Source organism: Marinobacter sp. E2, from assembly GCF_055755345.1.
The window spans coordinates 1,163,532-1,188,530 of record NZ_CM146911.1 but is presented as its reverse complement, the minus strand read 5'-3'; the positions used below and the strand labels follow the sequence as shown (position 1 = coordinate 1,188,530).

General features: G+C 57.3%; 27 protein-coding genes and 1 pseudogene. 10 read left to right on the top strand and 18 right to left on the bottom strand.

From position 1 onward, the window contains the following. Positions 1-84 precede the first annotated feature (84 nt). From AC0J1C_RS05495 to AC0J1C_RS05485, 3 genes are all read left to right on the top strand, one after another. Positions 85-663, top strand: a complete 579-nt coding sequence (locus tag AC0J1C_RS05495; protein ID WP_473045936.1) for a peroxidase-related enzyme — start codon at positions 85-87, stop codon at positions 661-663. A gap of 53 nt (positions 664-716) precedes the next feature. Then, on the top strand, positions 717-2,405 hold the full coding sequence (locus AC0J1C_RS05490) for an AMP-binding protein (protein ID WP_473045935.1): 1,689 nt from the start codon (positions 717-719) through the stop codon (positions 2,403-2,405). Between the two features lie 102 nt (positions 2,406-2,507). Further along, a protein-coding gene (locus AC0J1C_RS05485; protein WP_473044084.1) for an IS3 family transposase occupies positions 2,508-3,757 on the top strand; the annotation gives its coding sequence in 2 pieces (ribosomal slippage) (positions 2,508-2,862 and positions 2,862-3,757; 1,251 coding nt in all). 30 nt (positions 3,758-3,787) lie between these two features. Here AC0J1C_RS05485 and AC0J1C_RS05480 read toward each other — a convergent pair. After that, on the bottom strand, positions 3,788-5,059 hold the full coding sequence (locus tag AC0J1C_RS05480; protein WP_473045934.1) for an MFS transporter: 1,272 nt from the start codon (positions 5,057-5,059) through the stop codon (positions 3,788-3,790). Positions 5,060-5,197: 138 nt separating this feature from the next. Here AC0J1C_RS05480 and AC0J1C_RS05475 point away from each other — a divergent pair, with 138 nt between their 5' ends. Then, positions 5,198-6,241 carry a TauD/TfdA dioxygenase family protein gene (locus tag AC0J1C_RS05475; protein WP_473045933.1) on the top strand — a complete coding sequence of 348 codons (1,044 nt, stop codon included), beginning with the start codon at positions 5,198-5,200 and terminating at the stop codon, positions 6,239-6,241. Positions 6,242-6,369: 128 nt separating this feature from the next. Further along, positions 6,370-6,510 carry a hypothetical protein gene (locus AC0J1C_RS05470; protein WP_473045932.1) on the top strand — a complete coding sequence of 47 codons (141 nt, stop codon included), beginning with the start codon at positions 6,370-6,372 and terminating at the stop codon, positions 6,508-6,510. A 10-nt stretch (positions 6,511-6,520) separates the two neighbouring features. On the opposite strand, the gene AC0J1C_RS05465 is transcribed toward AC0J1C_RS05470, so the two are convergent. Continuing rightward, on the bottom strand, positions 6,521-6,907 hold the full coding sequence (locus tag AC0J1C_RS05465; protein ID WP_473045931.1) for a phosphate-starvation-inducible protein PsiE: 387 nt from the start codon (positions 6,905-6,907) through the stop codon (positions 6,521-6,523). A gap of 23 nt (positions 6,908-6,930) precedes the next feature. Beyond that, complete coding sequence (locus tag AC0J1C_RS05460) at positions 6,931-7,851, bottom strand: M14 family metallopeptidase (RefSeq protein WP_473045930.1); 921 nt, start codon at positions 7,849-7,851, stop codon at positions 6,931-6,933. A gap of 123 nt (positions 7,852-7,974) precedes the next feature. Here AC0J1C_RS05460 and AC0J1C_RS05455 point away from each other — a divergent pair, with 123 nt between their 5' ends. Together AC0J1C_RS05455 and AC0J1C_RS05450 are read left to right on the top strand one after the other, a co-directional pair. Beyond that, positions 7,975-9,459: a glutamate-cysteine ligase family protein gene (locus tag AC0J1C_RS05455; RefSeq protein WP_473045929.1), complete on the top strand. Its 1,485-nt coding sequence runs from the start codon at positions 7,975-7,977 to the stop codon at positions 9,457-9,459. Beyond that, positions 9,456-10,502, top strand: coding sequence for a M14 family metallopeptidase (locus AC0J1C_RS05450; RefSeq protein WP_473045928.1), 1,047 nt, complete (start codon positions 9,456-9,458; stop codon positions 10,500-10,502). Before AC0J1C_RS05455 ends, AC0J1C_RS05450 begins: the two co-directional genes overlap by 4 nt. A 9-nt stretch (positions 10,503-10,511) precedes the next feature. Here the strand turns inward: AC0J1C_RS05450 and AC0J1C_RS05445 are convergent, their stop codons facing one another. The 14 genes and pseudogenes from AC0J1C_RS05445 to AC0J1C_RS05380 all read right to left on the bottom strand — a co-directional run bounded on the left by AC0J1C_RS05445 (position 10,512) and on the right by AC0J1C_RS05380 (position 20,424). Then, positions 10,512-10,946: a hypothetical protein gene (locus AC0J1C_RS05445; RefSeq protein WP_473045927.1), complete on the bottom strand. Its 435-nt coding sequence runs from the start codon at positions 10,944-10,946 to the stop codon at positions 10,512-10,514. A gap of 96 nt (positions 10,947-11,042) precedes the next feature. Next, positions 11,043-13,061, bottom strand: coding sequence for a PA domain-containing protein (locus AC0J1C_RS05440; RefSeq protein WP_473045926.1), 2,019 nt, complete (start codon positions 13,059-13,061; stop codon positions 11,043-11,045). Positions 13,062-14,013: 952 nt separating this feature from the next. Continuing rightward, positions 14,014-14,295, bottom strand: coding sequence for a hypothetical protein (locus AC0J1C_RS05435; protein ID WP_375193262.1), 282 nt, complete (start codon positions 14,293-14,295; stop codon positions 14,014-14,016). Positions 14,296-14,363: 68 nt separating this feature from the next. After that, complete coding sequence (locus AC0J1C_RS05430; protein ID WP_473045925.1) at positions 14,364-14,717, bottom strand: hypothetical protein; 354 nt, start codon at positions 14,715-14,717, stop codon at positions 14,364-14,366. Between the two features lie 81 nt (positions 14,718-14,798). Continuing rightward, complete coding sequence (locus tag AC0J1C_RS05425; RefSeq protein WP_473045923.1) at positions 14,799-15,614, bottom strand: GIY-YIG nuclease family protein; 816 nt, start codon at positions 15,612-15,614, stop codon at positions 14,799-14,801. A 16-nt stretch (positions 15,615-15,630) separates the two neighbouring features. Then, positions 15,631-15,804, bottom strand: coding sequence for a hypothetical protein (locus AC0J1C_RS05420; protein WP_473046507.1), 174 nt, complete (start codon positions 15,802-15,804; stop codon positions 15,631-15,633). Positions 15,805-15,961: 157 nt separating this feature from the next. Further along, positions 15,962-16,426: a GNAT family N-acetyltransferase gene (locus tag AC0J1C_RS05415; RefSeq protein ID WP_473045922.1), complete on the bottom strand. Its 465-nt coding sequence runs from the start codon at positions 16,424-16,426 to the stop codon at positions 15,962-15,964. Between the two features lie 96 nt (positions 16,427-16,522). Beyond that, positions 16,523-16,981, bottom strand: coding sequence for a hypothetical protein (locus AC0J1C_RS05410; RefSeq protein WP_473045921.1), 459 nt, complete (start codon positions 16,979-16,981; stop codon positions 16,523-16,525). 190 nt (positions 16,982-17,171) lie between these two features. Continuing rightward, positions 17,172-17,570 (bottom strand): GFA family protein, encoded by a 399-nt coding sequence (locus AC0J1C_RS05405; RefSeq protein WP_473045920.1) that lies wholly within the window; start codon positions 17,568-17,570, stop codon positions 17,172-17,174. A 60-nt stretch (positions 17,571-17,630) separates the two neighbouring features. Then, complete coding sequence (locus tag AC0J1C_RS05400) at positions 17,631-18,167, bottom strand: hypothetical protein (RefSeq protein WP_473045919.1); 537 nt, start codon at positions 18,165-18,167, stop codon at positions 17,631-17,633. Between the two features lie 125 nt (positions 18,168-18,292). After that, a pseudogene (locus AC0J1C_RS05395) lies at positions 18,293-19,123 on the bottom strand (IS3 family transposase); the annotation flags it as partial. Further along, entirely contained in the window at positions 19,102-19,464 is a 363-nt protein-coding gene (locus AC0J1C_RS05390; RefSeq protein WP_473046506.1) for a transposase, read from the bottom strand. The pseudogene AC0J1C_RS05395 and the gene AC0J1C_RS05390, both read right to left, overlap by 22 nt. Positions 19,465-19,560: 96 nt before the next feature. Continuing rightward, positions 19,561-20,049 (bottom strand): hypothetical protein, encoded by a 489-nt coding sequence (locus AC0J1C_RS05385; protein WP_473045917.1) that lies wholly within the window; start codon positions 20,047-20,049, stop codon positions 19,561-19,563. 99 nt (positions 20,050-20,148) lie between these two features. Next, positions 20,149-20,424: a hypothetical protein gene (locus tag AC0J1C_RS05380; protein ID WP_473045916.1), complete on the bottom strand. Its 276-nt coding sequence runs from the start codon at positions 20,422-20,424 to the stop codon at positions 20,149-20,151. A gap of 984 nt (positions 20,425-21,408) precedes the next feature. On the opposite strand from AC0J1C_RS05380, the gene AC0J1C_RS05375 reads away from it, so the two are divergent. The 3 genes from AC0J1C_RS05375 (at position 21,409) to AC0J1C_RS05365 (ending at position 23,144) form a co-directional block, all read left to right on the top strand. Then, the gene (locus tag AC0J1C_RS05375) at positions 21,409-22,182 is read left to right on the top strand and encodes an SGNH/GDSL hydrolase family protein (RefSeq protein ID WP_473045915.1); all 774 of its coding nucleotides are present in this window, start codon (positions 21,409-21,411) and stop codon (positions 22,180-22,182) included. Beyond that, complete coding sequence (locus tag AC0J1C_RS05370; RefSeq protein ID WP_473045914.1) at positions 22,157-22,744, top strand: phospholipase effector Tle1 domain-containing protein; 588 nt, start codon at positions 22,157-22,159, stop codon at positions 22,742-22,744. Before AC0J1C_RS05375 ends, AC0J1C_RS05370 begins: the two co-directional genes overlap by 26 nt. A 67-nt stretch (positions 22,745-22,811) precedes the next feature. Further along, on the top strand, positions 22,812-23,144 hold the full coding sequence (locus AC0J1C_RS05365; RefSeq protein ID WP_473046505.1) for a DMT family transporter: 333 nt from the start codon (positions 22,812-22,814) through the stop codon (positions 23,142-23,144). 48 nt (positions 23,145-23,192) lie between these two features. Here AC0J1C_RS05365 and AC0J1C_RS05360 read toward each other — a convergent pair whose 3' ends face one another. Then, positions 23,193-24,872 carry an NAD-dependent malic enzyme gene (locus tag AC0J1C_RS05360; RefSeq protein WP_473045913.1) on the bottom strand — a complete coding sequence of 560 codons (1,680 nt, stop codon included), beginning with the start codon at positions 24,870-24,872 and terminating at the stop codon, positions 23,193-23,195. Positions 24,873-24,999: the final 127 nt, after the last annotated feature.

The window sequence follows — 24,999 nt, the reverse complement described above, 5'->3', positions numbered from 1 at the left end:
GCTTACATGGACGTATTCACAGCGTGTCCCGGGAGGTTGCACCCCGCCTGCCAGCGCACCAAGACAAGAAGGCTAGGAGCAGTCATGAACCAGAACAAGAATGTGGTAGCCCTGGACCTCCCGATCCCGGAGATCAAAGATCTGCCAGAAGACACCCAGAAGTACTTCCAGATCTGCCAGGAAAAACTCGGCATGATCCCGAACGTACTCACCGCGTACAGCCAGAACCTCAAACAGCTGGAAGGTTTCACCCGCCTCTACAACGAGCTCATGCTCGGCGAGGGTGAACTCTCCAAACTGGAGCGGGAAATGGTGGCCGTGGTGGTCTCCTCCGAGAACAAATGCTTCTACTGCCTGGTGGCCCACGGCGCCGCCGTGCGGGTACTCAGTGGCGATCCGCAACTGGGCGAGCACATGGTGATGAACTACCGCAGCGCCAGACTCGACAATCGCCAGCGGGCCATGCTCGATTTCGCATCGCACCTCACCCGCTCCCCGGCCACGGTCAGCGAAGAACACATCCAGGCCCTGCGGGGTGCCGGATTCAGCGACCGCGCCATCTGGGACCTGAGCAACCTGGTGGGCTTTTACAACATGTCCAACCGCGTGGCGATTGCCAGCGATATGCAACCTAACCCCGAGTATCACAATCAGAGTCGCTAGCAGGTGATAATCCCCTGCTCGCCCTCGACTACAAAAACAATGGAGGCAGAGAAATGAGCAAGACTCTACCGAGCTATACCAGCGGAACCGCAGACGTGCCCCTGCTGGGCATGACCATCGGCGAAATGCTCGACCGCACCGCCGAGAAATACCCGGACACCGAAGCCCTGGTGTGCCTGCATCAGGACATTCGCTGGACCTACAAAGAGTTCGTGGAAAAAGTGAACGAAGCTGCCCGCGCCTTTATGGCCATCGGCGTGAAGCGCGGTGATCGCGTGGGCATCTGGTCACCAAACCGCTACGAATGGACCGTTACCCAGTTCGCAACCGCCAAGGTGGGCGCCATCCTGGTAAACATCAACCCCGCCTACGGTGTGCATGAACTTAAGTACGCCCTCAACCTGGCAGGCATCTCGGTACTGGTCACCGCCGACAGCTTCAAGGCCTCCAACTACCGCCAGATGATTTACGAGCTGGCGCCAGAGCTCAAGAACTCCACCGCCGGCAAACTCAAGGCCGAACAGGTGCCCGAGCTGCGCGCCGTGATCAATGTGCACGAAGACAAGCACGACGGCATGTGGAGCTGGAAAGAGTTTCTCGGCTTCGCCGGCGAGGTTACCGAAGCGCAACTGTATGAGCGCCAGGACCAGCTGCAGTTTGATGACCCCATCAACATCCAGTTTACCTCCGGCACCACCGGCAACCCCAAGGGCGCCACCCTCACCCACCACAACATCCTGAACAACGGGTACTTTGTGGCAGAGAGCCAGCTGTTCACCGAGAAAGACCGCCTGGTGATCCCGGTTCCGCTGTACCACTGCTTCGGCATGGTGATGGGCAACCTCGGCTGCATCACCCACGGCTCCACCATGATCTACCCGGGCGAGGGCTTTGAGCCCAAATCGGTGCTCCAGGCCGTGCACCAGGAGAAGGCCACCGCGCTGTATGGCGTGCCCACCATGTTCATCGCCGAACTGGCCGAGCCGGACTTCGAGACCTACGACCTCTCCAGCCTGCGCACCGGCATCATGGCCGGCTCCATCTGCCCGGCCGAGGTGATGAAGAAGGTCAACGGCAAGATGAACATGAAGGAAGTGCAGATTGCCTACGGCATGACGGAAACCAGCCCGGTGTCCACGCAGACGAGCTCCCTCGACCCGTTCGAGAAGCAGGTCACCACCGTGGGTCGCACCCAGCCGCACCTGGAAACCAAGATCGTCGACCCGGGCACCGGCAACGTGGTGCCCCGTGGCGAGATTGGCGAGCTGTGCACCCGTGGCTACAGCGTGATGCTGAAGTACTGGAACAACGAAGAGAAAACCCGCGAGGCCATCGACGACGCCGGCTGGATGCACACCGGCGACCTGGCCACCATGGACGAAGACGGCTACATCCAGATCGTCGGCCGCATCAAGGACATGGTGATCCGCGGCGGAGAAAACATCTACCCGAAAGAAATCGAAGAGTTCCTCTACACCCACCCGGCCATCGAAGAAGTGCAGGTAACCGGCATCCCGGACGAGAAGTACGGCGAAGAGCTCATTGCCTGGGTGAAACTGCGCCCGGATGCAGACCCGGTCACGGCCGACGACCTGATGGCCTTCTGCAAGGGCAAGATCGCCCACTTCAAGATCCCCCGGAACTACAAGTTCGTGGACGAATTCCCGATGACGGTGACCGGCAAGATCCAGAAGTTCAAGATGCGGGAGATCTCCATCGAGGAGATGGGGCTGAAGAAGTAATCCGAACGCCCGCTCCGGGCACCCCAAAGCCCCGGCCAACGCCGGGGCTTTTTTTGTTAAAGTGACCCGTCCTGAAATACGTTGTCATCTGGAGATGCAGAGATGGACAACGTCACTCCCACCCGCAAGAAGCGCACGCAGCGTGATTACAACCTGGGCTTTAAATTAGCGGTTGTTGATCAGGTCGAAAAAGGCGAGCTCACCTATAAACAGGCCCAAAGGACCTACGGCATTCAAGGGCGCAGCACGGTTCTCACTTGGCTGCGCAAGCATGGTAGATTGGACTGGTCCCTGCCGAGGAACTCGCCCATGAACCGATCCCAGGAAACGCCCGAGCAGAAGATCAAGCGACTTGAAAAAGAGCTAGAAGATGAGCGTCTTCGCAATCTCCTGCTCAATGAGATGGTCGATATTATGGATCGGGAATACGGAGCCGGTCTGCGAAAAAAGTATTTATCCAAGGAGCGCGTACGCTGCAAGCAAAAGGCAAAGTAAGCCTGAGCAAAAGCTGCTCGCTCTTTGGAGTAACACGCCAGGCGGTTTATCAGCGTCTTCAGCGGCGGAGAAGGCGCCAAAGTGAGCTGGAGCCGGTTAAAGCGCTTGTGCAGCAGATTCGAAAACGATTGCCGCGACTGGGAACACGCAAGCTGTATTATCTGTTGCGCGAAGAATTTCAGGCCCTTGGCATCAAGCTGGGTCGAGATGGTTTGTTTGATTACCTGCGTCAGCACCAGTTACTGGTTCATCCGAAGAAAAACTATACGAAAACAACCGACAGCCGCCATTGGATGAGGAAGCATCCCAACCTGTTTGCAGGATGTGAGCTGCATCGTCCCGAGCAGGTCTTCGTGAGCGATATCACCTACGTCGAAACAGATGAGGGGGTGCATTATCTATCCCTGGTTACGGATGCCTTCTCACGCAAGATCATGGGCCATAACCTCAGTCACGAGATGAAAGCTTCCGATACCGTGGCCGCGCTGAACCAGGCCGTCCGTCATCGTATGACCGACCAACCCCTGATACATCATTCGGATCGAGGCATCCAATACTGCTCTTCTCTGTACCAAGGAGTGCTGCGGAAACATCAGATTCGGCCATCCATGACCGATGGGTATGATTGCTACCAGAATGCTCTTGCTGAGCGGATCAACGGCATCCTCAAGCAGGAGTTCCTGATCAATCGATGTCGAACCTTTGCCGAGTTGGGCGTACTGATCAAGGAGTCTGTTGATGCCTATAATACCTACAGGCCACACCTCAGCCTCGGCATGAAAACGCCACAAGAGGTACATGAAAAAGCCAGCACCCGAGGGGAGCTGGCTTCAACAAAAACCGTCAACGTATATTAGGACGGGTCAAAGGCGGGATGCAGATACGGACTAGTAGCTCTCGCTCTTACCGGTCACCGGCGTGAGGGGCTCCCCTTCCTCATTCTGCAGCTGGTAGTCGTACGCTGCCTGCAGACCGGTATCCAGCTCGCCTTCTTCCTCTGGCTCGTATTCCAGGTAGCGCGGGTAGAACGGCGACAGCATGGCCACCACAATGCCGATTACACAGAACAGGGCGAAGGCGTCGGCATAGCCAACGCTGCCCACCAGTGAACCCACAACCGGCGAGCCACTGGCCTGCCCCAGGGAAATGGCGATGAACGGCAACACCGGCCCCACGGACAGCCGGCCCGGCAGCAGGCGGATGCCGGTCATCAGGTACAGGCCGGTAAGACTCATATAGGCCAGGCCAAACACCAGGGACGAGAACGCCGCAATCAGCAGGTTGTCCGGGCTGGCGGCCACCAGGGCGAGACTGGCCGCCAGCATCATCAGCATCAGCGCCTGGGTGATGGGCGGGTTGTTGCGATCGGCCAGGTCGGCCACCACCGCCCCACCAAGACCCGCGATACCGACACCGAGCCACAGCCAGCCGGTGTAATCGGACGGCATCTCGCCCAGGTTGACCACCAGATCCGGCGCGAAAATCCAGTACGCGGCCGAAACAAACCCCATCAAGAACCCGAACAGCGATAGCCGGAACAGGCGCCACCACTGGTCAGCACTGATGGGCGCCGCCGGCGCGGCGTTGGAAGGCACCACCCGGGAAACCGAGGGAATGAAAAACCAGGTGGCCAGCACCCCGATCAGCGCAAGAACGGCAAACGACGCGTACGCGAAGCGCCAGGCGCCGGCAAGAAACAGAATGGTTGGCACGGCAACGACAACACCGATACTGGTACCGGCATTCATCACCGAGCTCACCCGGCCATGCAGCGAGCGCTTAACCAGGGCCTGCATGGCGGCGGTCAAAGCCGGCATCATCAGGCCAGTGCAGATACCACAGGCAGCCACACCCACCCCCAGTGAAATGGCACCGGAAGCCTGGCTGATCAGCCCCAGGCCAACCACGCCAAAGAGCCCTGACGCCATCGCGGTGTTACGGGCACCGAGCCGATCGGCCGAGAAAGGCGCAAGTATCGTGGCAAACACAAAGCTGATCAGTGGCAGCGCACCAATCACACCAATCACATCCGGCGCCAGCCCCAGATCGGCCCTGATGGGCGGAACAAACAGACCAAAGGCAAAACGCGCCAGCCCATAGCTGATGGCAATCAGAGCGGCACCGAGTAACGCAAAGGCTGTGCTTGATGGAAACTTCATTCCACCTCCAGATCACTGGCTTTTGTGTTGGCATCCACAGTCAGCGTAGCCGCCGGGTCAATCATCGACCAGATTTGAATTGGAAAATCCGCCTGGGTTAGTCTGTCCAAAAAACAGACACGAGGGTGACCCGCAGAAATGGCAACCGTTCCCCCGCTCAGCGCCGACCGTGTTTCACTGATTGAGGAAGCAGGACTGACCATCAGACAGATCGAACCCATGGGGGCAGAGATCTACGGCGCCGATGTTCGAACGCGATTGCCCGAGAACGTGATCACAGCCCTGGAACAGGAAATGGCGAACCGGGGCTTTATCGTTTTCAAGCACCAGACCAACCTATCCCCGGATGAACTGGTGGAGGCCAGCCGTTGGTGGGGCGCCCATGAAATTCACTCCACCCATGGGGTTCATCCGGCAACACCGGGCCGCAACCGGCACATCTTCCGGTGTTCCAACGACGCCCGTCACGGCATCCTGGGCGTAGGCCCGCAATGGCATAACGATGGCAGTTTTGAAGCCGCCACCTTCTCCCACAGCGCCTATTACATGGCCCGGGCACCGGAGCGCGGCGGCGGCACCCACTTTGCCCACCAGGGCGCGGCGTTCGATGCTCTGCCACGACAGAAGCAGGACTTCTGGCAACGGCTGGTGTCAGTCAATTCCGCCTCCAGCGTGACCCACCCTGTGGTGCACACCCACCCCATCTCCGGCCGCAAAAGCGTGTGGCTGCACCTGGGCATGACCGGCGCTGTCATCGAACGATTGCCCGACGACCAGCTGACACTGGACCAACTGAGAATGCTGCCGGCCGACGCCGACAAATTCCGCCTGCTCGATGAACGGGCCATGAAAGAACTGTTCAACGACTACAACGAGCTGCTGAACAACTCTTTCGAGGGAGGCTACGGCACCCGTTACCAATACGACACCGGCGACCTGCTGTTTGTCGACAACTGGGCCGTGGCCCACCGGGCCGCGCCGGAAGCCCACCTGCCCGCCGAACAGCAGGGCCTGCGAATCATGGACAGGGTAACGGTAAAAGCCAGGCAGAACCTGGCGCCCCACTTCGGGCTGCCGCAGTACATCAACATTACCGGCCCCCACCCCTTCAACAAGGATGGCGTGTGGCAGGCCGGAGGCGTGGGATTCCGCTGGAAAGACGACATTCGCATGCAGAACTGAATGGCAGGCGTTCAGGCAGCATTCATGCTAAGGTTGCGGTTTTGAACAGAGGCGCATAGATGGCCAACCTTTCCAAACACCAATCCGGAACCGCGGGACATTCCTGGAAATTGTCGGCAGTGGCCGCTGTGGCATCCGTTATCGCAGCCATCGTCAGCTTTGGCGAGGTGTCGCCCATCATCACCGGCCTGATCCTGCTCACCGCCGTCGGCTGGGGATTCACTGCCCGGGATAACCGGCGCGCCCAGCAATCACCAGACGAATCCTGAGCACCTGCGACTAATCGTCCGGTCGGGTCTGGTTGAAATGTGTTAGCACCCAAGCCGCCACCGACAGTATCAGAATGGCCACGGCCTCATAGAGAATGTTTTCCGGCGCCATGTCCTTGCCCTGAAGAATGATCAGCCGCGCAAGGGCAGTGATGGCAATGAAGATCGGGAAGACCGAAGCCGACCGCCGATTCGAATAAAACACCGCAACCATGCCGATCACCTCCATGTAGAGGAACATCAGCAGGATATCGCCCAGATCCAGTGTTTGTGCGAGGTACAGAGACCGGATCTCTACGAAAACGCCTACCAGCGTCATCACTACCACGATAAACAGCAGGATGCGCTCGATAATCTGGAACAGCTTGAGCGCGATGTTTTTCTCTGAAGAGTTCATCTGGTTCGCCTTACAGGATGGATTTAATGCGCCAGCGCATAGTCGATGGCCGCACACACGGCCGCCACCTGGGCCGCGTTGCACTGCTCCGGGGTTACCCGCTGGCTGTCCGGATACACCTCGGTGGTGGTTCGGAAGGGCGCACGGGTAATACTGGTGCACAGCCCCCACTCCGTGAGCGGGTAGGCAATCACACCCCGGGCCAGGACCGGTGAGCCGAACAGCTCGCCTTTGTCATCGGCCGGGGCAATGTGAGTAACCTGCTCCACCGCCTCGACCACCGCCTGCTGGAAGTCCGGGTTGGGATCGGCACTGTCATCCACCACGTAGAAGCCATCGGGAATACCCGCCGGCTCGAACGGCTTGCCATCGCGGGCCGCCAGCGCCGGGCGAAACTCGGATTCGTCGGTATCGGTGGTCTCGTGCAGATCAATGTGCAGCAGGGCGCTCTCACGAATGGGCGCCACCAGGCGCAGCAAGGCCTCAGATTCTTCCACGCCGCTGCCCTCGCGGAACGACCGGTTGGGGTCCTGCGCGTTGGCGTTCCAGCGATGAATACGCTCGTAGGCCCAGGGGCTGACACAGGGCGCAACCAGCAGGTTTACACTGCCCGCGTAATCCGACGCACGTTGCTCCAGAAACTGCAGCGCACCGTGCACGCCGCTGGTCTCGTAGCCGTGCACCCCGCCGGTAATCAGCACCACCGGCAGGTCGTTGTTCCAGCTCCGGCTGCGCAGGGCCACCAGCGGATAGGCATCCTGGCCGTAGACAACGCGGCCGTATTCCTCAACATCAAAACGTGAGCCCAGGCGGTCGACTGCGGCGAGCACATCCTGCTCGTAGCTGCGTTGACGGGCCTGGCGCGACAACCACTCGGCGCGTTCGTTGTCGCCCCAGGGTTTGCCGGGGGTGCCAATGGGATAGGGGTGGGCGGTGGAGCTCATGTCGCCTGTCTTCTCCTTTGCTTATTCGTGTTGAGGTACGGAATCTTCCGCTACTATCTAAATATAGGTTCTGGCTAATTGTAGGTTCTGGCTCGTTAAGTAAGTCCTGGAGATGATGCCACCGTGGGACTGTCGATCAAACAATCGGAATTTGCGGCGGAAGAATTCGAGCGTTTTGCGGCCAAGGTGCGAACAGACCTTGCCGCGCTCCGTCGTCTTCTGGACCGTCCGGACTTCGGCGAGGGTGAGAGCTCCATCGGCGCCGAAGTGGAGTTTTACATCGTCAACCCTGATCTCTACGTTCAGCCCATCAACACCGAAATCGCCGCCCGCGTGCAGGACCCTCAGCTGACGGTGGAACTCAACCGCTTCAATCTCGAGTACAACCTCACGCCCCAGGCGTTCAGCGGAACCCCGTTCGCCCGCACAGAGCAGGAGCTGCTCGCGGCCACCCGGCGTATCAACCAGCACGCCAAACCGCTTGAAGGTGAGCTGGTGCCGATCGGAATTCTGCCCACCCTGCGCCAGTCGGACATGGGCGCCGAGGTAATGACCGACCTGCCCCGCTACCACGCCCTCTCCAGCGCGCTGCTCAAACAGCGGGGCGAGCCGTTCAGTATCCACATCGGCGGCAACGATGTCATCGACCTGACCGCCGACGACGTGTACATGGAAGGCGCCACCACCTCCTTCCAACTGCACTGGCGGGTGCCCGCCAGCCGGTTTGCGGACTATTTCAACGCGGTGCAGCTGGTTACCCCCGTCGCCCTGGCCCTGGCCAGCAATTCACCCAGCCTGTTTGGCCACCACCTCTGGGACGAAACCCGGATTGCCCTGTTCAAGCAGTCCATCGACAGCCGCTCGCCCCACCACAAAACCTGGCGCCACCCGCCCAGGGTGTATTACGGCAACGGCTGGGTGCGCAGCGCCTGGGAACTGTTTGCGGCCTCGGCCTCACTGTATCCCCCCATCCTTCCGGTGCTGTCCGAGGAAGATCCGATGGCGATGATCGACCACGGCCAGGTGCCGGAACTGGCCGAGCTGCGCCTGCACCAGGGCACCACCTGGCCCTGGAACCGGGCCATTTACGATCACGCCGACGGTGGCCACCTGCGCATCGAGATCCGCTCCATGCCAGCAGGGCCCACGGCCGTGGATATGTGCGCCAACGGACTGTTCGTAATTGGCGCTGCGCTGGCCGTACTCGACGACATCCAGCATCTGACGTCCATACTTCCCTTCCACTACACTGAACACAACTTCTACCGCGCCGCCAAGTACGGTATCGGGGCCGAGATTATCTGGCCGCACAAGGATCAGGTTCAGTTGCAGGACACGCCACTGCTGAACGTAGCCCGGGCGCTGCTGCCACGGGCGCGGGAAGCGCTGCAGCGCACCGCCGTGGACGACACCGAGATTAACCGCCTGCTCGGCATCATCGAAGGCCGCATTGAAACCACGCTCTCCGGCGCCCGATGGCAGCGTTACATGACCCAATCCCTGCTCCGCTCCCTGGGCCCGAGCGAGGCTTTCCGGAGTATGTTGGCGCTGTACATGGCCAACCAGAAGCAAAACACACCGCTCCACGAATGGACACTGTCACCGTGAGCACCTCCAACCGGCTTGAGTACCTGAACGACCCGTCGCCCCAGACCCTGGGCCGCTCGCCCCTGGAATGGCTGGAGCGCCTGAACGGGCCCACGGTGGTGCGGGTGGCCGGCCGCGATCGTTCCCGCACCCGGGCAATGGCCACTCTCATCCACGGCAACGAACCGTCCGGCTTTTTTTCCCTGCACCGGTGGCTGCTGGAGCAGCGTACGCCCGAGGTGAACATGCTGTTCCTGCTCGGTGGTGTTTACCCGGCAAAGATCGCTCCGGTACTGACACAACGCCAGCTACCCGGTGGTCGCGACCTCAACCGGTGTTTCAAAGAGCCCTTTGAGGGGGATGAAGGCGCCATCGCCCGCGCCCTGCTGGAAGAGCTCCGCGACGCCAACCCAGAATGCCTGCTGGACGTGCACAACACCTCCGGCACCGGCCCGGCCTTCGCCGTCACCATCACCAACGACGCCGCCCATCAGGCACTGACCTCGCTGTTCACCGACCGACTCATCATGACCGACCTGCGCCTGGGCGCACTCATGGAGTATTCCGAACAGGAGGTGCCCACGGTAACCATCGAGTGCGGCGGCGCCCAGGACGATCACGCCCACGAACTGGCGTACGAGGGCCTTGTTCGGTACACCTCGAGAGCCGATGTGCTCTCACTGGAAAAAGCAGACTGGGACGTGGCCGTATTGCGCAATCCCATTCGGGTGGAGCTGGCGCCGGAGGCCACCATTGAATACCGGCTTGAACCCACGGGCCTGGCGGACCTCACGCTGCCGCCCGACATTGAACACCGCAACTTCGGCGTGGTCTCGCCAGAGGAGCCCCTGGGATGGGTGGGCAAGAAGGGCCTAAGCATACTCAACGCCATCAGCCACAACCGCACGGAGAACGTAACGCAGGTACTTCGGGTGAAGGACGGCCAGGTTTACCCGGCCCAGGCCATCAAGGCCTTCATGATTACCACCAACCCGGCCATCGCCAAGAGTGATTGCCTGTTCTACGCCGTGAAGGCCACCGGCGACCCCCTTTTTGAATCGTAAACGAACCGATCAAACCCCGCCTGAATCCGTTTTCCGGCGCCCGTGCTCCGGGCGTCGCCGCTCATCGCCTTCGGCCGCGGTATAAAGCTCTGTCTGTAGGGTCTGGATGCGCCGATCCTGCTCATTGGTACGTCGGTCGTTCTGGTGGGCGTATTTACAGTCGCACCCGGACACATTCGTGCATTCATCCAGGGGTAAGGTGGGCGTGTTGTGATGGCTGTCCAGAAAGAGCTCGTCCTGCAAATCCTTCGCGGCCTGGCAGGCGTTCGCTCCCGGAACAATCCGCGTGGCCGGGAAGTCAGCCTGGCCGCTACTGGCCGCAGCCCGACTGCCCGCTTTACGGGTGCGTTTGCCCGCCACGCGTCTCCTGCCACCTGTGGACTTCAGCTTCCACAGCACCACCAGAACGGCTACAACACCAGCCAGTATCAGGAAATACACCATACAACGTCCTTTTAAACTCTCGCTCTGCCTGAAGTAGCAAACCCGTAAGGGGGGCTTGCGCCCCCCTTCCATTTTTCACCGATTGCCTGCCTGTGGCTAGGGTGTCGGCGCGTTGCAGTACAGCGTGCTCGTGGCGTCTTCACACTCCCACTTGAAGATCCACAGCCCGGTGCTGCGGTCGGAGCCCAAAACGAATTGCTCACCATTCACTTCGGTGACCGTCACACCCCAGAAGTTCGAGCCTGCCAGTTCGCCAAGCTCCTCACCGGCGATAAAGCGACCCACCTCGTGCATGTTCCAGGACACCACGCCTTCTCCCTGCGCGTTGATATGGAAGTGGCCAGGACGCCACTCAACGGCTCGCATGCCCAGTGAGTACCAGGAAATGAACACCCGATTGGGTTGCTGGGGATCGGCCTCCAGGTTGTGCATGGTGAGGTCGCCCGCGCCCGATGCCAGTGCGGGATCTGTGAGCTCAGCCGGCGCGTAGAAGCCGATTTCGCCCAGATAGCCCACGGTAACCGGATCCTGGGCATTGGCGCCCATACCAACCGGAACAGTGACATCGCCCTGGGTGTTATTCAGCACATGCAAATAGCCCCAGCCATCGAAGGCCGCGCCAATGGTACTCGCAATGCCGGGCGTACCGACGGCCGGCAAGGCCGGGTTGGTGCCATCGTCCGCACCACATTGGGCCGGGTCATAGCCGTTAATGCCAAGAATGCCAAAGCCGGAGGAACGAGGCACAAAGACCATCGGAATGCCTGCCTCCACGAGCATCGAAACCGACGCCTCGCAGCGGTCCGGCGCTACCCCGTTAAACACAATACCCGCGGAGTAACCGGCGGCTTCGATGGTTTGTGCCTTGGTGGTAAAGGCGCAAACGCCGCGCTCGATAACCGCAATGCTTGCCCCGGTTTCCGCAGCGGTCGGGATCGCCTCGCCACAGGCAAGGCCAACGAATACCGTGTTCCCGGTTACGCTTTCAATCGCAGCGCCCGGCCCTACCTGGGGCACATCGCTGCCCTGGGATGCCGGGTATTCATTGCTACCGACAATAACCGCCGTGAAGAACGCATCGAAGTCTTCATCACCGCCGAAAATCTTGTCGAAGCCAGCGCCACCAAACACGGCCGCATGGGCATTTCCCTCGGCCGGGCTGATGCCCAGAACCGGGTCGATGTCCGGATAGGTGGAGTCGCCCAGGAACACCGGATTGGCAGGATCATTCACGTCCAGAATGATAAACCCGGCGTCCCAGTACGAGAGCACCGCATGCCAGTCTTCCCCGGGGCCCGGGTCCATGTCATTCACCCAGATGTCGTGCAGCAGGGGCGCCGCGAAAACACCGGTGAATAACTGCCCGTCGGCTGCCACCTCCGGATTGGTTTCCAGCCAGGTGCCGATGCCGGTGGTGGCGATCTTCTTCGGACTCTGTGGCTTGGTGATGTCCGCAATGATGACATCGTCTACGTTGATATCGTCGACGATCATCAGGAAGGTTTCGCCGGCTGCGGTTGTCCAGGCAAAGGTATTGTGTACGGGGGTGTTCAGAAAGTTCTGCTTGAGGGCATGGGGCATGGTTGGGTCGGTCACATCCCACAGCGAAATACCGCCCTGCCCCTGTTGCTTACCGCCATTGCCGCCGCCAATTGCCTGGCCATTGCCTCTCAGCGGGCCACAGGGTTCCAGGGAATGAATGAGAACGGATCTGGCGCCAACCTTATGGACTTTGACATCGTTGATCCGGGTGTTGGGTGGCGATTTGATCATGCCGATGGTGGTCGGATTCGCCGGGTCCCGGATGTCTGAAATAAACACACCGGACCGGTCACACGTAGGCTCCTCAAAGGTGCCCACATAGGCATACCCTTCATGAGCCCAGACATCCGTGTATTTGCCATCGGAGATACCGCCCAGCGCATCGTGACCAATCACCGTAAAACCGTAATTCACATTGCTCGGTACATGGCCGTCGGGGTTGGGGGTGTCGTGCAGGAGGTGTTTGTTATCTGCTTTGCTACCGTCAGAGGCGCTGTCTTCGTGGGCCCAGACCAGGCCGCTTGCGACAGTCAGGCACAGGGACCCGACCAGTAGAGTGGATCTCATGTTCATTGAAACTCTCCTTGTATCGAGGTTTTAGCGCGCCGTGTTGCTTTCAGAATGAGGGTTTGTTGTTTTCAGCGGCACGGCCTGATCATTCACTACTCCATAACGATCTTATTGAGTGTTACCCGTTTCCTTCGATAATCAAGGTTGGCTGGACAAAAAACGCTCAACCGGGTTCCGTTTTAGTTGCACGCAAACTTCCCCTGACAGAATGCATCAAGCAACAAAACCAGAAACACGATAACCATCGGCGCGAGTAAACCGACAAGGGTGTATTTTCTCAGGGTGTGAATCGCCCCTTCCTTTCGATTTTTCCAATACCCAAGAATGCCTGTAAGCACCGGAACTGGATAGATGAAGATCGATAGCGCGAGGGCGAGAGTAATCGGGTTGGTGTCGGATCCCGGGGCATCAAACATAAACAGACTGCCCAAAAGGCCTATGGGCCAGGCCAGTAGGCTTATTGCCAGGATCGAATTAATAGCGCCATATGCCAACCGCACCCGCACCCCCTAATAAACATCACGCCAGTGGTCATTGAAGTGTCGCTTCGGGAACCGGTGCCCGATGCTGTTGGCGTGCAGTTGATCACCTGACTAACCGCTACCGCCGCCAGAATGCCCACCACTTTTTGCCGCTCCCTGCGTTCATCTCTTTTGCTCGGTCGTAACAGGCACCGCACAGCAAACTGACGCCAGCAAATGACTCGGACTCTTCATTCCATTCCCCCACGCGATTTACCACTTCTTCGCAGTCTGAACACCACGAATCTGGTCGGGGGGCGTCTGGATTTTCTCCGGACGACCAGAACCCTCTTGGCTGCCCGTCCCGGAGGCTTTGAACAATGTGCTGGCAGACAAACGTGGCCTGTTGCTTTCCATGCTCGCAGCATTCGACGTAGTGTTCTTCTTCAGTCATCTGGCTTGCCTTCTGGCGCTCCGACAGGTGCGTACGATTTTTAGTCGCTGTTCTTTTGAACAAGCGCTTCAGTTTCGTCGAGTTTTACAACCTCCCCGTCTCCAAGGTATCTGAAGAACTGCCCCTCATCATCCCTGAAGACTTCGCCAGAACTGATGACCGCCGGCTTGGAAGATATGACTCTCAGCTCCCCGGTATTCTGGTTAAGCAGATAGACAACACCTGCGGAGGTTTCAAACAGCGAGAAGTTGGGGGCGGCTGACATTGTGGTGTTGTCGCACCCTGTGAGAACGAGAGCGGTAAGAAGAATCCAAGGCCTCATTGAGAGTCTCCCTGTGGATTAGCGCTTGCATAGGCTGCACGTCTCACGCTGCCGCCTTCCGTGGTTTGTCAGACTCCATCCTGAAGCACGGACCGTAACGTTTCCGCTGCTTCTGCCAGGTACGAAAACTCACCATCCTGTTCCTCCTTGAGTCGGTAATAGACCATATTTCTCTGGTCTAGCAAGCGAGAGCCTGAAGCCAAATGAATATTGACCTCAAACCCATAATCCACACCGTGAAACGCATTCAACACTTCAACCAATTGATCGCTGTGCGGGTTCCGGAAGGTCAGGCGATGTGTGTAAGCGGAGCTCTCATCCAATGCTGGTTCGAAGCCAAACTCCTTCTGTAAGAAAGCGAAGTGTTCCATTACTTGCGCTTTAAATTCGTGGCCTGATGCCGCAATGGAATGCTCATTCATAAGGTGGCCTAACATCAAAATCAGGAGATCGGAAACCGCACCGAAGTTTTTTCGGTCGCCCTGAGTTTACTTGATATGTTCTTAATTTGAGTTGTAGCCATGCTCTCTCGTCAGGAGAACGTCCTTCCAGTGAGATTCGCGACGAAGAACGTCTTTCTCACTTGAATGGATATCTGCGATTTCCAGCACAGCAAACCGAAAATTCTCGGCAGAGACTGCCCCAGTTTCCCGAAGCAATTCTCGAAGTTCCTTGTTACCACCATGGCCAGTAGAGGCGTACTGGCTCCACCGCTGCCAGATACCGCCTTCGCCAGTGGCGCTCCCGACATACAGTTTACCGCTTGCGGTATCTGATATGACGTAAACACCCGCGACATTGGATAAAGCGGTACGCCAAGACTCAATTGATTGGCGCACGATTGCATCAAGCTCCCCCTTGGATAGATTGATGCTGCGATATCCCGGGAACTCCGCAATGGAGAGTTTTTCCGCTTTCAGCTCTGCTACAGAAATCTGGGCAACCCAGGTTTCAGCATTCAAGTACGACTGCCTTCCTGTGCGGGAAAAGGACACCACCAAGCGCCCTGCAAATTCCTCGCATGAGACGTGTGGGGCCATCTTGTAATAGTGCAAATTATGCTCACTTTTCCACTCGGAGCCATGAGCCGTATAGAGCCCGGCGAATAGCCACTGATTTTGCGCAGGGAGCGAAATCAAAGCGATAACGTATTTCCGTTGGAAATTGCGTTTTGTTTGCCACCGTTGCCATTCATCGAAATCACCAGCCAGGAAAACATCGAGTGGATTTTCTTTTCCGTTCCAGGTGGCCAGGTGGAGTTTGCACTCCTCGGGGACGAGGCCAGGGTTTGCGACTTGTAGGAGATCGAATAGCTGCACGTTGTGAACCTAGCACTTATATAGAGGGCGCCCGGCGGCAATCGGTCAAGAACTTCAGCGCCTTGTTAAATGGCCCTGGGCACACGGTCCCCATGAGCCACTGTTTTGTTGAGTTGCCGAAGTTTGTTGAGAGAAACTTGAAACTGACCACCATATGACCATCCGGGGTGAAGTGCCTGCCTGGAAACATTTCTTCTAACTCATTTACTGTGGCATAGAGCTGCTTGACCAAGGCCTGGAATTTATCGTGATCGATCATCAACATTTAACGCTGGTGGTAACCGGCGCCAGAGCGCAGCGGAGTGAACCAAAAACGGTACGCTTTGGGCGTGCGGTTGACCGCCTTGTTACATGGTGATTCGATAGTATCGGCCATGCTCTCCACCCTTAGTTCCGCTATGTGTGGACTGCCAACCCAATTTTTCAGCTACCCTTTTGCTGGCAACATTTTCATCTGCAATGAAAACCTGGACGGTCTCTAAATCAATATCCGCGACCAGCTTTTCAACTGCCAACTCACACGCCCGGACAGCTATGCCGCTACCCCAAAACTCTGACCTGATGAAGTAGCCAAAATCTGGAACGCCATCTATTTGTTTAACCCCGCAGAACCCGATAAATTCATCAGTATCTACATCTGCGACAGCGAACCGGGCCGGATGAGCGAGCGCACTTTCGAACCATAAAGCCGCCTCGTCTTCAGTCAGAGCGCGGCGGGGCCCAAGAAACCTCATTACCTTCGGGTCACGAAGCATGGCTAATACATTCGCTTTATCTTGGTGTTGAAGATCCCTCAGTTTCACCGCAGTCATAACCCTGAATTCACTATGTAACGCCCGCCATCACCGGTGACAAAACCGGCGCGAAGCAGGGGTTTCGGCATCCGGTGCATGACTTGGTTGTGCGCTCTAGCGGATAGCACGAATATCCTCGATATCCACAGGACGTGAGAGAGCAGATTTATATTTAATCAAATCGTCTTTCAGCATAAGTGGAAGGTCTATGCCCAGCAAACGCACGATCGCATATCGAGAAAAATCAATTTCGAGCGGAACCCAATCCGCCTTGCCTGCATCGAAGATTTGCGGACCGTCAGCGTTACCGACTTCCACCTTGATGCCCTCATATTTGAACTGAACGTAAGTCAGATTCCAGCCTTCCTCCTGACGATGGGCAGCGGCTTTCGATACAAATTCCTGGCCGGCCTGCACCACAGCGGAAAAGCATTCACCGGGAACGAAAAGGTCGATGTCATTCAGAGCCCGTTCAGAGCCATACCCCTTTGCTGCTAGCCCGCCACAGATCAAAAAGGGGATATTCTGATCTTTGAGTAACTCGACAATCCATTGGGCTGCCAGGTGGTGCATGCGTTCTCCTTATTGGGCATAGGGCCAAGCGCAGGGGCGCACTACCAAGGGAGTCATACGGACACCGGCCGCGAATTGATGCGTCTTGTTAACCCTTGAGTTCGAGGTCTTCCCGAATAACCTCGGGATGGCGAAAGGCGATCTCGATGAGCGCCTTTGCCGGCCCGGAAGGTTTACGTCGCCCCTGCTCCTATTCGGGTAACCGTTGGTGTTGATTGTATTCATCGTTGATTTCGTACCAGCTTACTTTTTGAGAAACAAATGCGTGATACTGTTTGCTCGGCTGCACGATGGTATCCAAAGTGCCAACGCGCAGGCGCTTGATACCGGGTAGATCGTCTCGCGCGCTATACAGCGGACTACCGCACTCGCCACAGAAAACCCTGCGTTTGCCTGGACTAGCACTGAACTCCTTTAAGTACGCCTGACCTTTTACGAGACGAAGCTTGTCAGCTACAACCGGCGCAACAGCCACGAAGGCAGTTCCCTGGCCCTTTTGGCATTGATTGCAGTAGCACCTGGAGATTTCGTTGATTTCGCCCTCGTACTCGTACTGCACGTTTCCGCACAGGCAGCTTCCTTTGTGCATTCGTTACTCCTTAAGACAGTGAGCGCCCTAAAGCCGGCCCGCAGACGCACTGGTTAAAAGTCACTTACTCCCAGCCTCACGAAACCTCCGAAGCAGCCCGCTAAGACCATTAGCACGTAAGCAGAGGAAAAGGCCTATTGCCATTTCTATGACTGTTACAGCCTGATTAATGAGATATTTATGGGAACCATCCTGCCCCCACAGACGGCTCGTTTCACCATGACTGGAATACCACCACCAAATGCCATTATCGAAAACATCAGGTATGGCGAAAGACAGAATGTAGACGCCGATGATTACAAACGCGGCCGTTTCAACGTCGTGGACCGATCCGTTGAGGATCGGTTCCTGGTTCTTCGATTTCGGTAGCAACCAATTTGAAACAGATACCGGGAATTTGATCATTAATAGCGCTGCTGCCAATAGAAGGCCAACCTGGGCTGTAGCCAGAAAGCGGACAAGGGTCAGTTCGTTTTCGACGTTTGACTGAAATTGAAGAATAATCTGGTACTGGTATAAACCCGTCTTAATAGCATAAATCAGAGCAAAGATTCCCAGCACTCTGATTCCAATCGCCAGTAATTCGATGCTCTTCATCTTTCCTCTACTTTTAACGCCAATGTTTAGCGGCCGGTTTGGAGGCGCTCCGCGCTGGAAAACCGGTCCGGTGGAGGCCCTTCAGGGCCGGAATGGACTTCCCCCAATAAATTGGACACGCTCCATCAGTTAGTTCCCTCGAACTCTATCGGAGTCCGGTAGCCAAGGCTGCTGTGCAGCCGTTCGGTATTATAAAAGCGCTCAATATAGTGCTTTATATGGTGTCTTAATTGGCGAAGCGTGACAAAGCTGGTTGCGTGCAGCAGTTCTCCTTTCAGGCTTTTGAAGAAGGACTCCACCTCGGCATTGTCCGTGCAGTAACCCGGTCGGCTCATGCTGTGAACAATTTGGTGACGAGCAAGCATGTCACGCATTTTAAGAGCCCTGAATTCGGTCCCCCGGTCGGTATGCAGTAACAGACCAGGTGGCGGTGAGCGGTCCGTCAGGGCTTGTTTAAGAGCGCCGCTGGATAGCTCGCCGTTCAGATTGGCCTCCAGTTTCCAGCCCACGATACGACGCGAGAACAGGTCGAGTACTACCGCCAGAAACACGTTCCTCCGACCCATTTTGATGTAGGTAACGTCGCTGCTCCATTGCTGGTTTAGGGTAACTGGCTTCTCAGTGGCCAGACGGTAGTTTGGCCATGCCCGCAGGAGGGCCCGCCGGGTGAGCAAACGCCGATAGATTCGGTAGGTCCTAGCCTTCATGCCCCATTCCCGCATCAAGCGGGCCACACGGTTTTCTCCCACTCGCACACCTTGGTTTTTCAGGGCTTGGTAAACCTTTGGGCTGCCATAGCGGCCTTCACTATCACGAAAGATCCTGCGTATTTTCAGCAGCAGATCGGCATTCTCCATCGCTCGCTTGCCAGGCTTTCGGTTGGCCCATGCGTAGTACCCAGAGCGCGAAATGTTCAAGTGGCGGCACAGAGCTTTTACGCCGTGTTCTCGTCGATGCTGCCAGACGAATCGGAACGCTTCCGTCGTTCCTCGGCCTGAAAACGTTGAAACTTTTTTAGGATGTCGTTTTCCTCCTGAAGCTCCGAAATACGGCGTTTCAGGCGAGCAATCTCATCCTGCTCTTGGATCTTCTTCTTGGCATCAGCCGGCGCTTTCTTGACCCGTTTCATGGCGAATTTTCCTTCTCGGTATTCCTTTCGCCAGCGTGACAGCATGAAGGGGTGGATATCCAGCGCTTCGGCAACGCTTTTGACACTGCGGTGGGCTTGGTGACTCCATTCCACTGCTTTGACTTTGAACTCAGCGGTGTACTGCTGAGTTTTCTTCCCAGTGAGCATTTTCGGCATCATAGTTCTCCTGTTTCGGAGTTATCGATGCGTGTCCATTAGACTGGGGGAAATGCAGAACGAACTTAAGCGACTTGTTAAAAGGCATCAGGCCCGCCCCCTAAGTTTCTGGAATAGTTTCATCCAAAAAGACGAGTTGGTTACAAGCCATAACCCAACTACAAGCTGAAACACCAGCCCCACCGCCCAAAGCAAACTAGAAACGGAGATGTCCGTCGTATTCGGGATAAACCCCAAGGAACGAGGTAGGTACACGATCGCATCAACAACAAAGTACAGGCCAGCCAATTGAAAAAGCGCTTGTTGAGAATCATGGCTCAAGGAATTTCCCGAGTCGGTCTTGGCTCGTAGAAGGACGGATTTCGCCGCCTTATTGATGAAAAATACGGCAACCAAACCGATTAAGAGGAATGATCCAATAAGGCCGATGTAAGCAAATAGCGGCATTTCCTGCTGTTGATACTGCTCGATACTAGAGTAAGCCAGAAAAATGCTCGGCAAATTTAAAACAACCTCGATCAGCAACCAGATCGAGATTAGCTTTAGCGCGATTGCTGTGACTTGCCGTGAATCCATTCTTTACCTTTTAACGCCAGCCATAAGCGGCGCCCTGACAAGGGCGTCCGGTGGAGGGCGATCGGCCCGGAACAACCTTAATGGCCTTGTTAAAAATCACTATTCCACAACCCGGAGATTCTCACCAACCGCTTTAGTGATGAGGAACGAACCTACGGCAGCGATTGATAGGGGGACAACAAGCTGCAAGTTTGAAAGACCAACCTTCAACCATATTAAAATTCCCGTGTCCAAGTCGCCCTGCGCGTGCGGTAACCAATAATCTATTTTATCGAGGGTATACCCAAACCCCCCAAGAATCGTTGCCGAGACAAGAACCAATAAAATACCGTGAACCAAAAGCCACTTTTTTCTAATGGTTTCTTTGCGATACAACAGAACCATGTCCGCAAAAGCAAAAACAGTTGCTATAACACTGCACCAGAATAGGTTTGTAACTGCTAGCTCCCAAATCAAAATCAGACTCCAGTAGAAGATATACTTTTAACGCTGAGCTAAGCGGCGCCACGACAGTGGCGTCCGGTGGACGGCCGATAGGCCGGGAACAAACTTGAGCGACTTGTTATGCATTTTAGGACCGTTTAGACCTAAGTTTTTCTCGTAGCTCATTTTGATGGTCTCGAAGTGCCGGAAAGCTGCAAGAATCAAACTTCTCTTCTTCGAGGTCCATTCCATTGGCAAAGGTCGTTGAAAAACAGTCTGCAAACGATTCTCCTGACGGCCTAGAATCCTCACCTGCTTCAGTCTCTTCATAAATTTGCAAAGCAAACTCGTCGCAGTGCTGAACCGAACGCTCAATTGCAGAAACGCACTCACCCTTTTTTGCCGCAGCGCATTCCAGAAAACCCTCATGTTCACAGAACATCTCTGAGTACTTTGCGGCTAGCGAGTCTAAGAAACTCTGAGCCGATGCATTATGCGAAACCAACATTACCAACAAAGCAGCTAATCTAAGCATTGATCAAAACCATATGCATAACAGCTAATTATACGAACGCGTTCGTATATCACCCGTTCGTAAAACTCCATCCAACCAATCCCCCAAAAAATGGGGATTCCCCAACAAAACTAGCACCTTGCCCACCATTTGCCACAGCTGTCATCGGAGTTATACGCCCGGAGGCGACCCACTCTGGCTGCGCCGATGGGCGTATAACACCAACCGTCGATTCCTAACATTTCAACCCTATCAGATAGTTACCTCAATTTCTCAGGAAATGCCTCGGACTTTTGCGAACGCGTTCGTATAACTCCGGGCGGGCGGCCGTATGATGGGTACCTGTGATTAATGTCCAGTTAACGGCGATGATATGGCCCTGCACCCATTCGCTTGGTAACGGACGACTTCGGAGCCGCACCATGCACCTTCCCTTCTGGTTAACCACTGCCCTGCTCTTTCCGGTGCTGCTCTACCAGGGCAAGCGGGTGCGGCGCAGCACGCCCAGGCTGCCGGAGGCTGCCGGGCCCAGGTCTGGCCAGTACGGCTTGGGGGTACCGGCGAAGCGTATCCTGGTGATTGGTGAATCCACGGCTGCCGGTGTCGGTGTTGAAACCCATGAGCAGGGGCTGGCTAGCCAGTTGGCGCGGCGGATTCACGAGCGCAGGGGCCAGACGGTTGCCTGGCATACGTTTGGTATGAACGGCATTCGGCTTGGCGATCTGATCACGGAGCTGAAAAAAGCCGAGCTGCCGGAGGCAGACCTGGTGCTGCTGAGTATGGGGGTGAACGACACCACGGGGTTCACGCCCCGCTTCCGCTTCCGCCGGCAGTTGATCGAATTGCGTCAGTGGCTGGCAGCCCGTTATCCCGGTCCCTTGCAGCTTCTGAGCGTACCGCCCATGCACCTGTTTACCGCGCTGCCGGCACCGCTGCGGTACGTGGTGGGCTGGCGGGCGCGGCAGCTGGATAACGTCTATGTTCGTCTCGCTCGGCGGTCCCCGGCGGATTTTGGTTACCTGCACTACCCGGTGATTACCGATCCGGGGCTGCTCTCCAGTGACGGCTACCACCCGGGGCAGAAGGGCTACCAATATATCGCCCAGGCACTGGCAGGATCGATAAACGACGATAGTCTGAAAGGAAGGAATGTGACAGGAGGTCACCCTCATGAAACGGATCGCTATTTGCTTTGATGGCACCCGGAATCGCCCGGAGCAGATTCTGGGTGAGGATTTCCCCACCAATGTTCTGCAGTTTGCCCGCGCTATCCGGCCCACCGACGGTAACGGGGTGGAGCAGGTGGTGTTTTATGACTGGGGCATCGGCTCCTATCACGATGAGATTCGCGCCGGCGCCACCGGGTACGGGCTGGAGAAGAACGTGATGGATGGCTACCGGTTTCTGGTGCACAACTACGAGCCCGGTGACGAGATCTTCCTGTTCGGCTTCAGCCGTGGCGCCTACACCGCGCGCAGCCTGTGCGGCATGATCAATAACTGCAGCATTCTGAAGAAGCAGAACGCCAGGCTGATCGAGCAGGCCTTCCGGCTTTACAAGACGAAGAAGCACACCGCCAACGGTGATCACTCGATGGAGTGGAAGGCCCGCCATTCTGTGGAGCAGCGCGCGCCCATCAAGTTTGTGGGCGTGTGGGATACGGTAGGTGCGCTGGGCCTGCCATCTGGCCGGAGTAACCGGGCCCGGCCCGCACATCCGGTTTTTCACGCACGGCTTGCCGCCTGCGGGGTTTGCTAGACTGTCGGGTTTTCAGATCCGGCCCGTGAATGCGGGCGTGTGGAACCCGGTGCAGGAGTTGAGCATGTTGAAGAGCTGGATTTTTCTGGGTGTCGCCATCGTTGCCGAGGTGGTGGCCACCTCTGGGCTGAAAGCCAGTGAGGGCTTCACCCGGCTATGGCCCAGCCTGCTGGTGATTGCCGGTTACTCGGTGGCCTTCTATTTCCTGTCGATCAGCCTGAAGGACATTCCGGTGGGCCTGGCCTACGCCATCTGGGCCGGGCTGGGCATTGTGCTGGTGGCGCTGATCGGCTGGCTGATCTACGGCCAGACTCTCGATGCCGCCAGCTTGATTGGCATGGCCATGATCATTGGCGGTGTTGCGGTGATCAATGTGTTTTCCAAGACCGCCGTCCACTAGCCGGCGACGATCACCGGAGCCCGTGGCCGGGCTCCGTCTTCCCCAACATCAAACCGCGCGCCTGCGGTAACTCCGATACCGCGGTCGCCAGAAATTGCGTTCGATGGACTGGCGGATGGTCTCGTCATCGGAGCCCAGTGCCACGCCTTCTTCCTGGGCCTGTTTGGCCACGTCGAAGGCGATGGTGCGGCTGATGTCCTGAATGTCGCGCAGCTTGGGCAGCAGCTCGGTGCCGGTGCCCTGAACAATCGGCGCCTGCTTGGCCAGGGCGTTGGAGGCGGCGGTGAGCATGGCATCGGTAACCCGTGAGGCGCCGGCGGCCACCACGCCCAAACCAATACCCGGGAAGATGTAGGCGTTGTTGCACTGGGCAATGGCGTAGGTTTTACCGTCCAGCTCCACCGGCTTGAAGGGGCTGCCGGCAGCCACCAGGGCCCTGCCGTCGGTCCATTTCAGGATATCTTCGGGTGTGGCCTCAACCCTTGAGGTCGGGTTCGAGAGGGGCATCACCACCGGCTGGTCACAGTGTCCGTGGAGCGTTTTGATCACCTCCTCGGTGAACAGGCCGGGCTGGCCAGAGACGCCGATCAGCACCGTCGGCTTTGTCTGCTTGACGACATCGATCAACTCCCGGCCCTGCCAGTCCTTGATGCGTTCCGGATCTTGCGCCAGTGCTTTCTGGAAATCCTGCAAGGCGTCCTGATCGGTGGTCAGCAGGCCGTCCCGATCCACCATGAAGATCCGCTTCCGCGCCTCCTGCTCGGACATCCCGTCGCTGGTCATGGCCACGATCACCTGCTCGGCAATGCCACAGCCGGCGGAACCCGCGCCCACGAAAGCCAAGGTCTGCTCGCTGATTTTCTCCTTCTTGGCCTTGCAGGCCGCCAGCAGCGTGGCCAGGCACACCGAGGCGGTGCCCTGGATATCGTCGTTGAAGCAGCAGGCCTCGTCGCGGTACTTGTTCAGCAGCCGCATGGCGTTGTTCTGGGCGAAGTCCTCAAACTGCACCAGCACATCGGGCCAGCGTCGCTTCACCGCCGCCAGGAAGTCGGCCACGAAGGCGTCGTATTCCTTCTGGCCGATGCGTTTGTGCCGCCAGCCCATGTACATGGGGTCGTCCAGCAGCTCCTGGTTGTTGGTGCCCACGTCGAGCATGATCGGCAGCGTGTTGGCCGGGCTGATGCCGCCACAGGCGGTATAGAGGGAGAGCTTGCCGATGGGGATTCCCATGCCGCCGATGCCCTGGTCGCCCAGGCCGAGGATGCGCTCGCCGTCAGTAACCACGATCACCTTCACCCGCTGTTTGGTGGCGCTGTGCATGATGTAATCCAGGTGCTCCCGGTCCGGGTAGGAGACGAACAAGCCGCGGTGGTTGCGGTAGATGTTGGAGAACTCCTGGCAGGCGTCCCCCACCGTGGGGGTGTAGATGATGGGGAGCATCTCCTCCAGGTGGTCTTCCAGCAAGCGGAAAAACAGGGTCTCGTTGTCGTCCTGGATCGCCCGCAGAGTGATGTGGCGGTCGAGATCGTTCTGGCACAGCTGGTACTGCCTGTAGGCCCGCTCCGCCTGCTCTTCGATGGTTTCCACGTGCTGGGGCAACAGGCCAATCAGGTTGAAGTCCAGGCGCTCCTGATGGGAAAACGCACTGCCCTTGTTCAGCAGTGGCAACTCGAGCAGCGAGGGGCCGGCGTAGGGAATGTACAGTGGGCGTTTTTCGCTATCGGTCATGATCACCTCTCAAACCGGGCGGGCAATGCAGGCGGGCGAAGCGCGAATCACAATGGCCGATGTGTGCCCCGCCAGTCGCCTTTTCTAAAAGCATAGCCGCTGGTGCAAAAAACAATACTGCCAAAGC

Bases quoted from the DNA above. Each gene is read 5' to 3' on its own strand.
- AC0J1C_RS05385 (WP_473045917.1), bottom strand. From the start codon at position 20,049: ATGGATTCACGGCAAGTCACAGCAATCGCGCTAAAGCTAATCTCGATC.
- AC0J1C_RS05360 (WP_473045913.1), bottom strand. From the start codon at position 24,872: ATGACCGATAGCGAAAAACGCCCACTGTACATTCCCTACGCCGGCCCC.
- AC0J1C_RS05375 (WP_473045915.1), top strand. From the start codon at position 21,409: ATGCACCTTCCCTTCTGGTTAACCACTGCCCTGCTCTTTCCGGTGCTG.
- AC0J1C_RS05495 (WP_473045936.1), top strand. From the start codon at position 85: ATGAACCAGAACAAGAATGTGGTAGCCCTGGACCTCCCGATCCCGGAG.
- AC0J1C_RS05405 (WP_473045920.1), bottom strand. From the start codon at position 17,570: ATGCACAAAGGAAGCTGCCTGTGCGGAAACGTGCAGTACGAGTACGAG.
- AC0J1C_RS05390 (WP_473046506.1), bottom strand. From the start codon at position 19,464: ATGCTCACTGGGAAGAAAACTCAGCAGTACACCGCTGAGTTCAAAGTC.
- AC0J1C_RS05415 (WP_473045922.1), bottom strand. From the start codon at position 16,426: ATGACTGCGGTGAAACTGAGGGATCTTCAACACCAAGATAAAGCGAAT.
- AC0J1C_RS05410 (WP_473045921.1), bottom strand. From the start codon at position 16,981: ATGCACCACCTGGCAGCCCAATGGATTGTCGAGTTACTCAAAGATCAG.
- AC0J1C_RS05370 (WP_473045914.1), top strand. From the start codon at position 22,157: ATGAAACGGATCGCTATTTGCTTTGATGGCACCCGGAATCGCCCGGAG.
- AC0J1C_RS05435 (WP_375193262.1), bottom strand. From the start codon at position 14,295: ATGAGGCCTTGGATTCTTCTTACCGCTCTCGTTCTCACAGGGTGCGAC.
- AC0J1C_RS05445 (WP_473045927.1), bottom strand. From the start codon at position 10,946: ATGGTGTATTTCCTGATACTGGCTGGTGTTGTAGCCGTTCTGGTGGTG.
- AC0J1C_RS05460 (WP_473045930.1), bottom strand. From the start codon at position 7,851: ATGAGCTCCACCGCCCACCCCTATCCCATTGGCACCCCCGGCAAACCC.
- AC0J1C_RS05400 (WP_473045919.1), bottom strand. From the start codon at position 18,167: ATGAAGAGCATCGAATTACTGGCGATTGGAATCAGAGTGCTGGGAATC.
- AC0J1C_RS05440 (WP_473045926.1), bottom strand. From the start codon at position 13,061: ATGAACATGAGATCCACTCTACTGGTCGGGTCCCTGTGCCTGACTGTC.
- AC0J1C_RS05465 (WP_473045931.1), bottom strand. From the start codon at position 6,907: ATGAACTCTTCAGAGAAAAACATCGCGCTCAAGCTGTTCCAGATTATC.
- AC0J1C_RS05490 (WP_473045935.1), top strand. From the start codon at position 717: ATGAGCAAGACTCTACCGAGCTATACCAGCGGAACCGCAGACGTGCCC.
- AC0J1C_RS05475 (WP_473045933.1), top strand. From the start codon at position 5,198: ATGGCAACCGTTCCCCCGCTCAGCGCCGACCGTGTTTCACTGATTGAG.
- AC0J1C_RS05420 (WP_473046507.1), bottom strand. From the start codon at position 15,804: ATGTTTCCAGGCAGGCACTTCACCCCGGATGGTCATATGGTGGTCAGT.
- AC0J1C_RS05430 (WP_473045925.1), bottom strand. From the start codon at position 14,717: ATGAATGAGCATTCCATTGCGGCATCAGGCCACGAATTTAAAGCGCAA.
- AC0J1C_RS05480 (WP_473045934.1), bottom strand. From the start codon at position 5,059: ATGAAGTTTCCATCAAGCACAGCCTTTGCGTTACTCGGTGCCGCTCTG.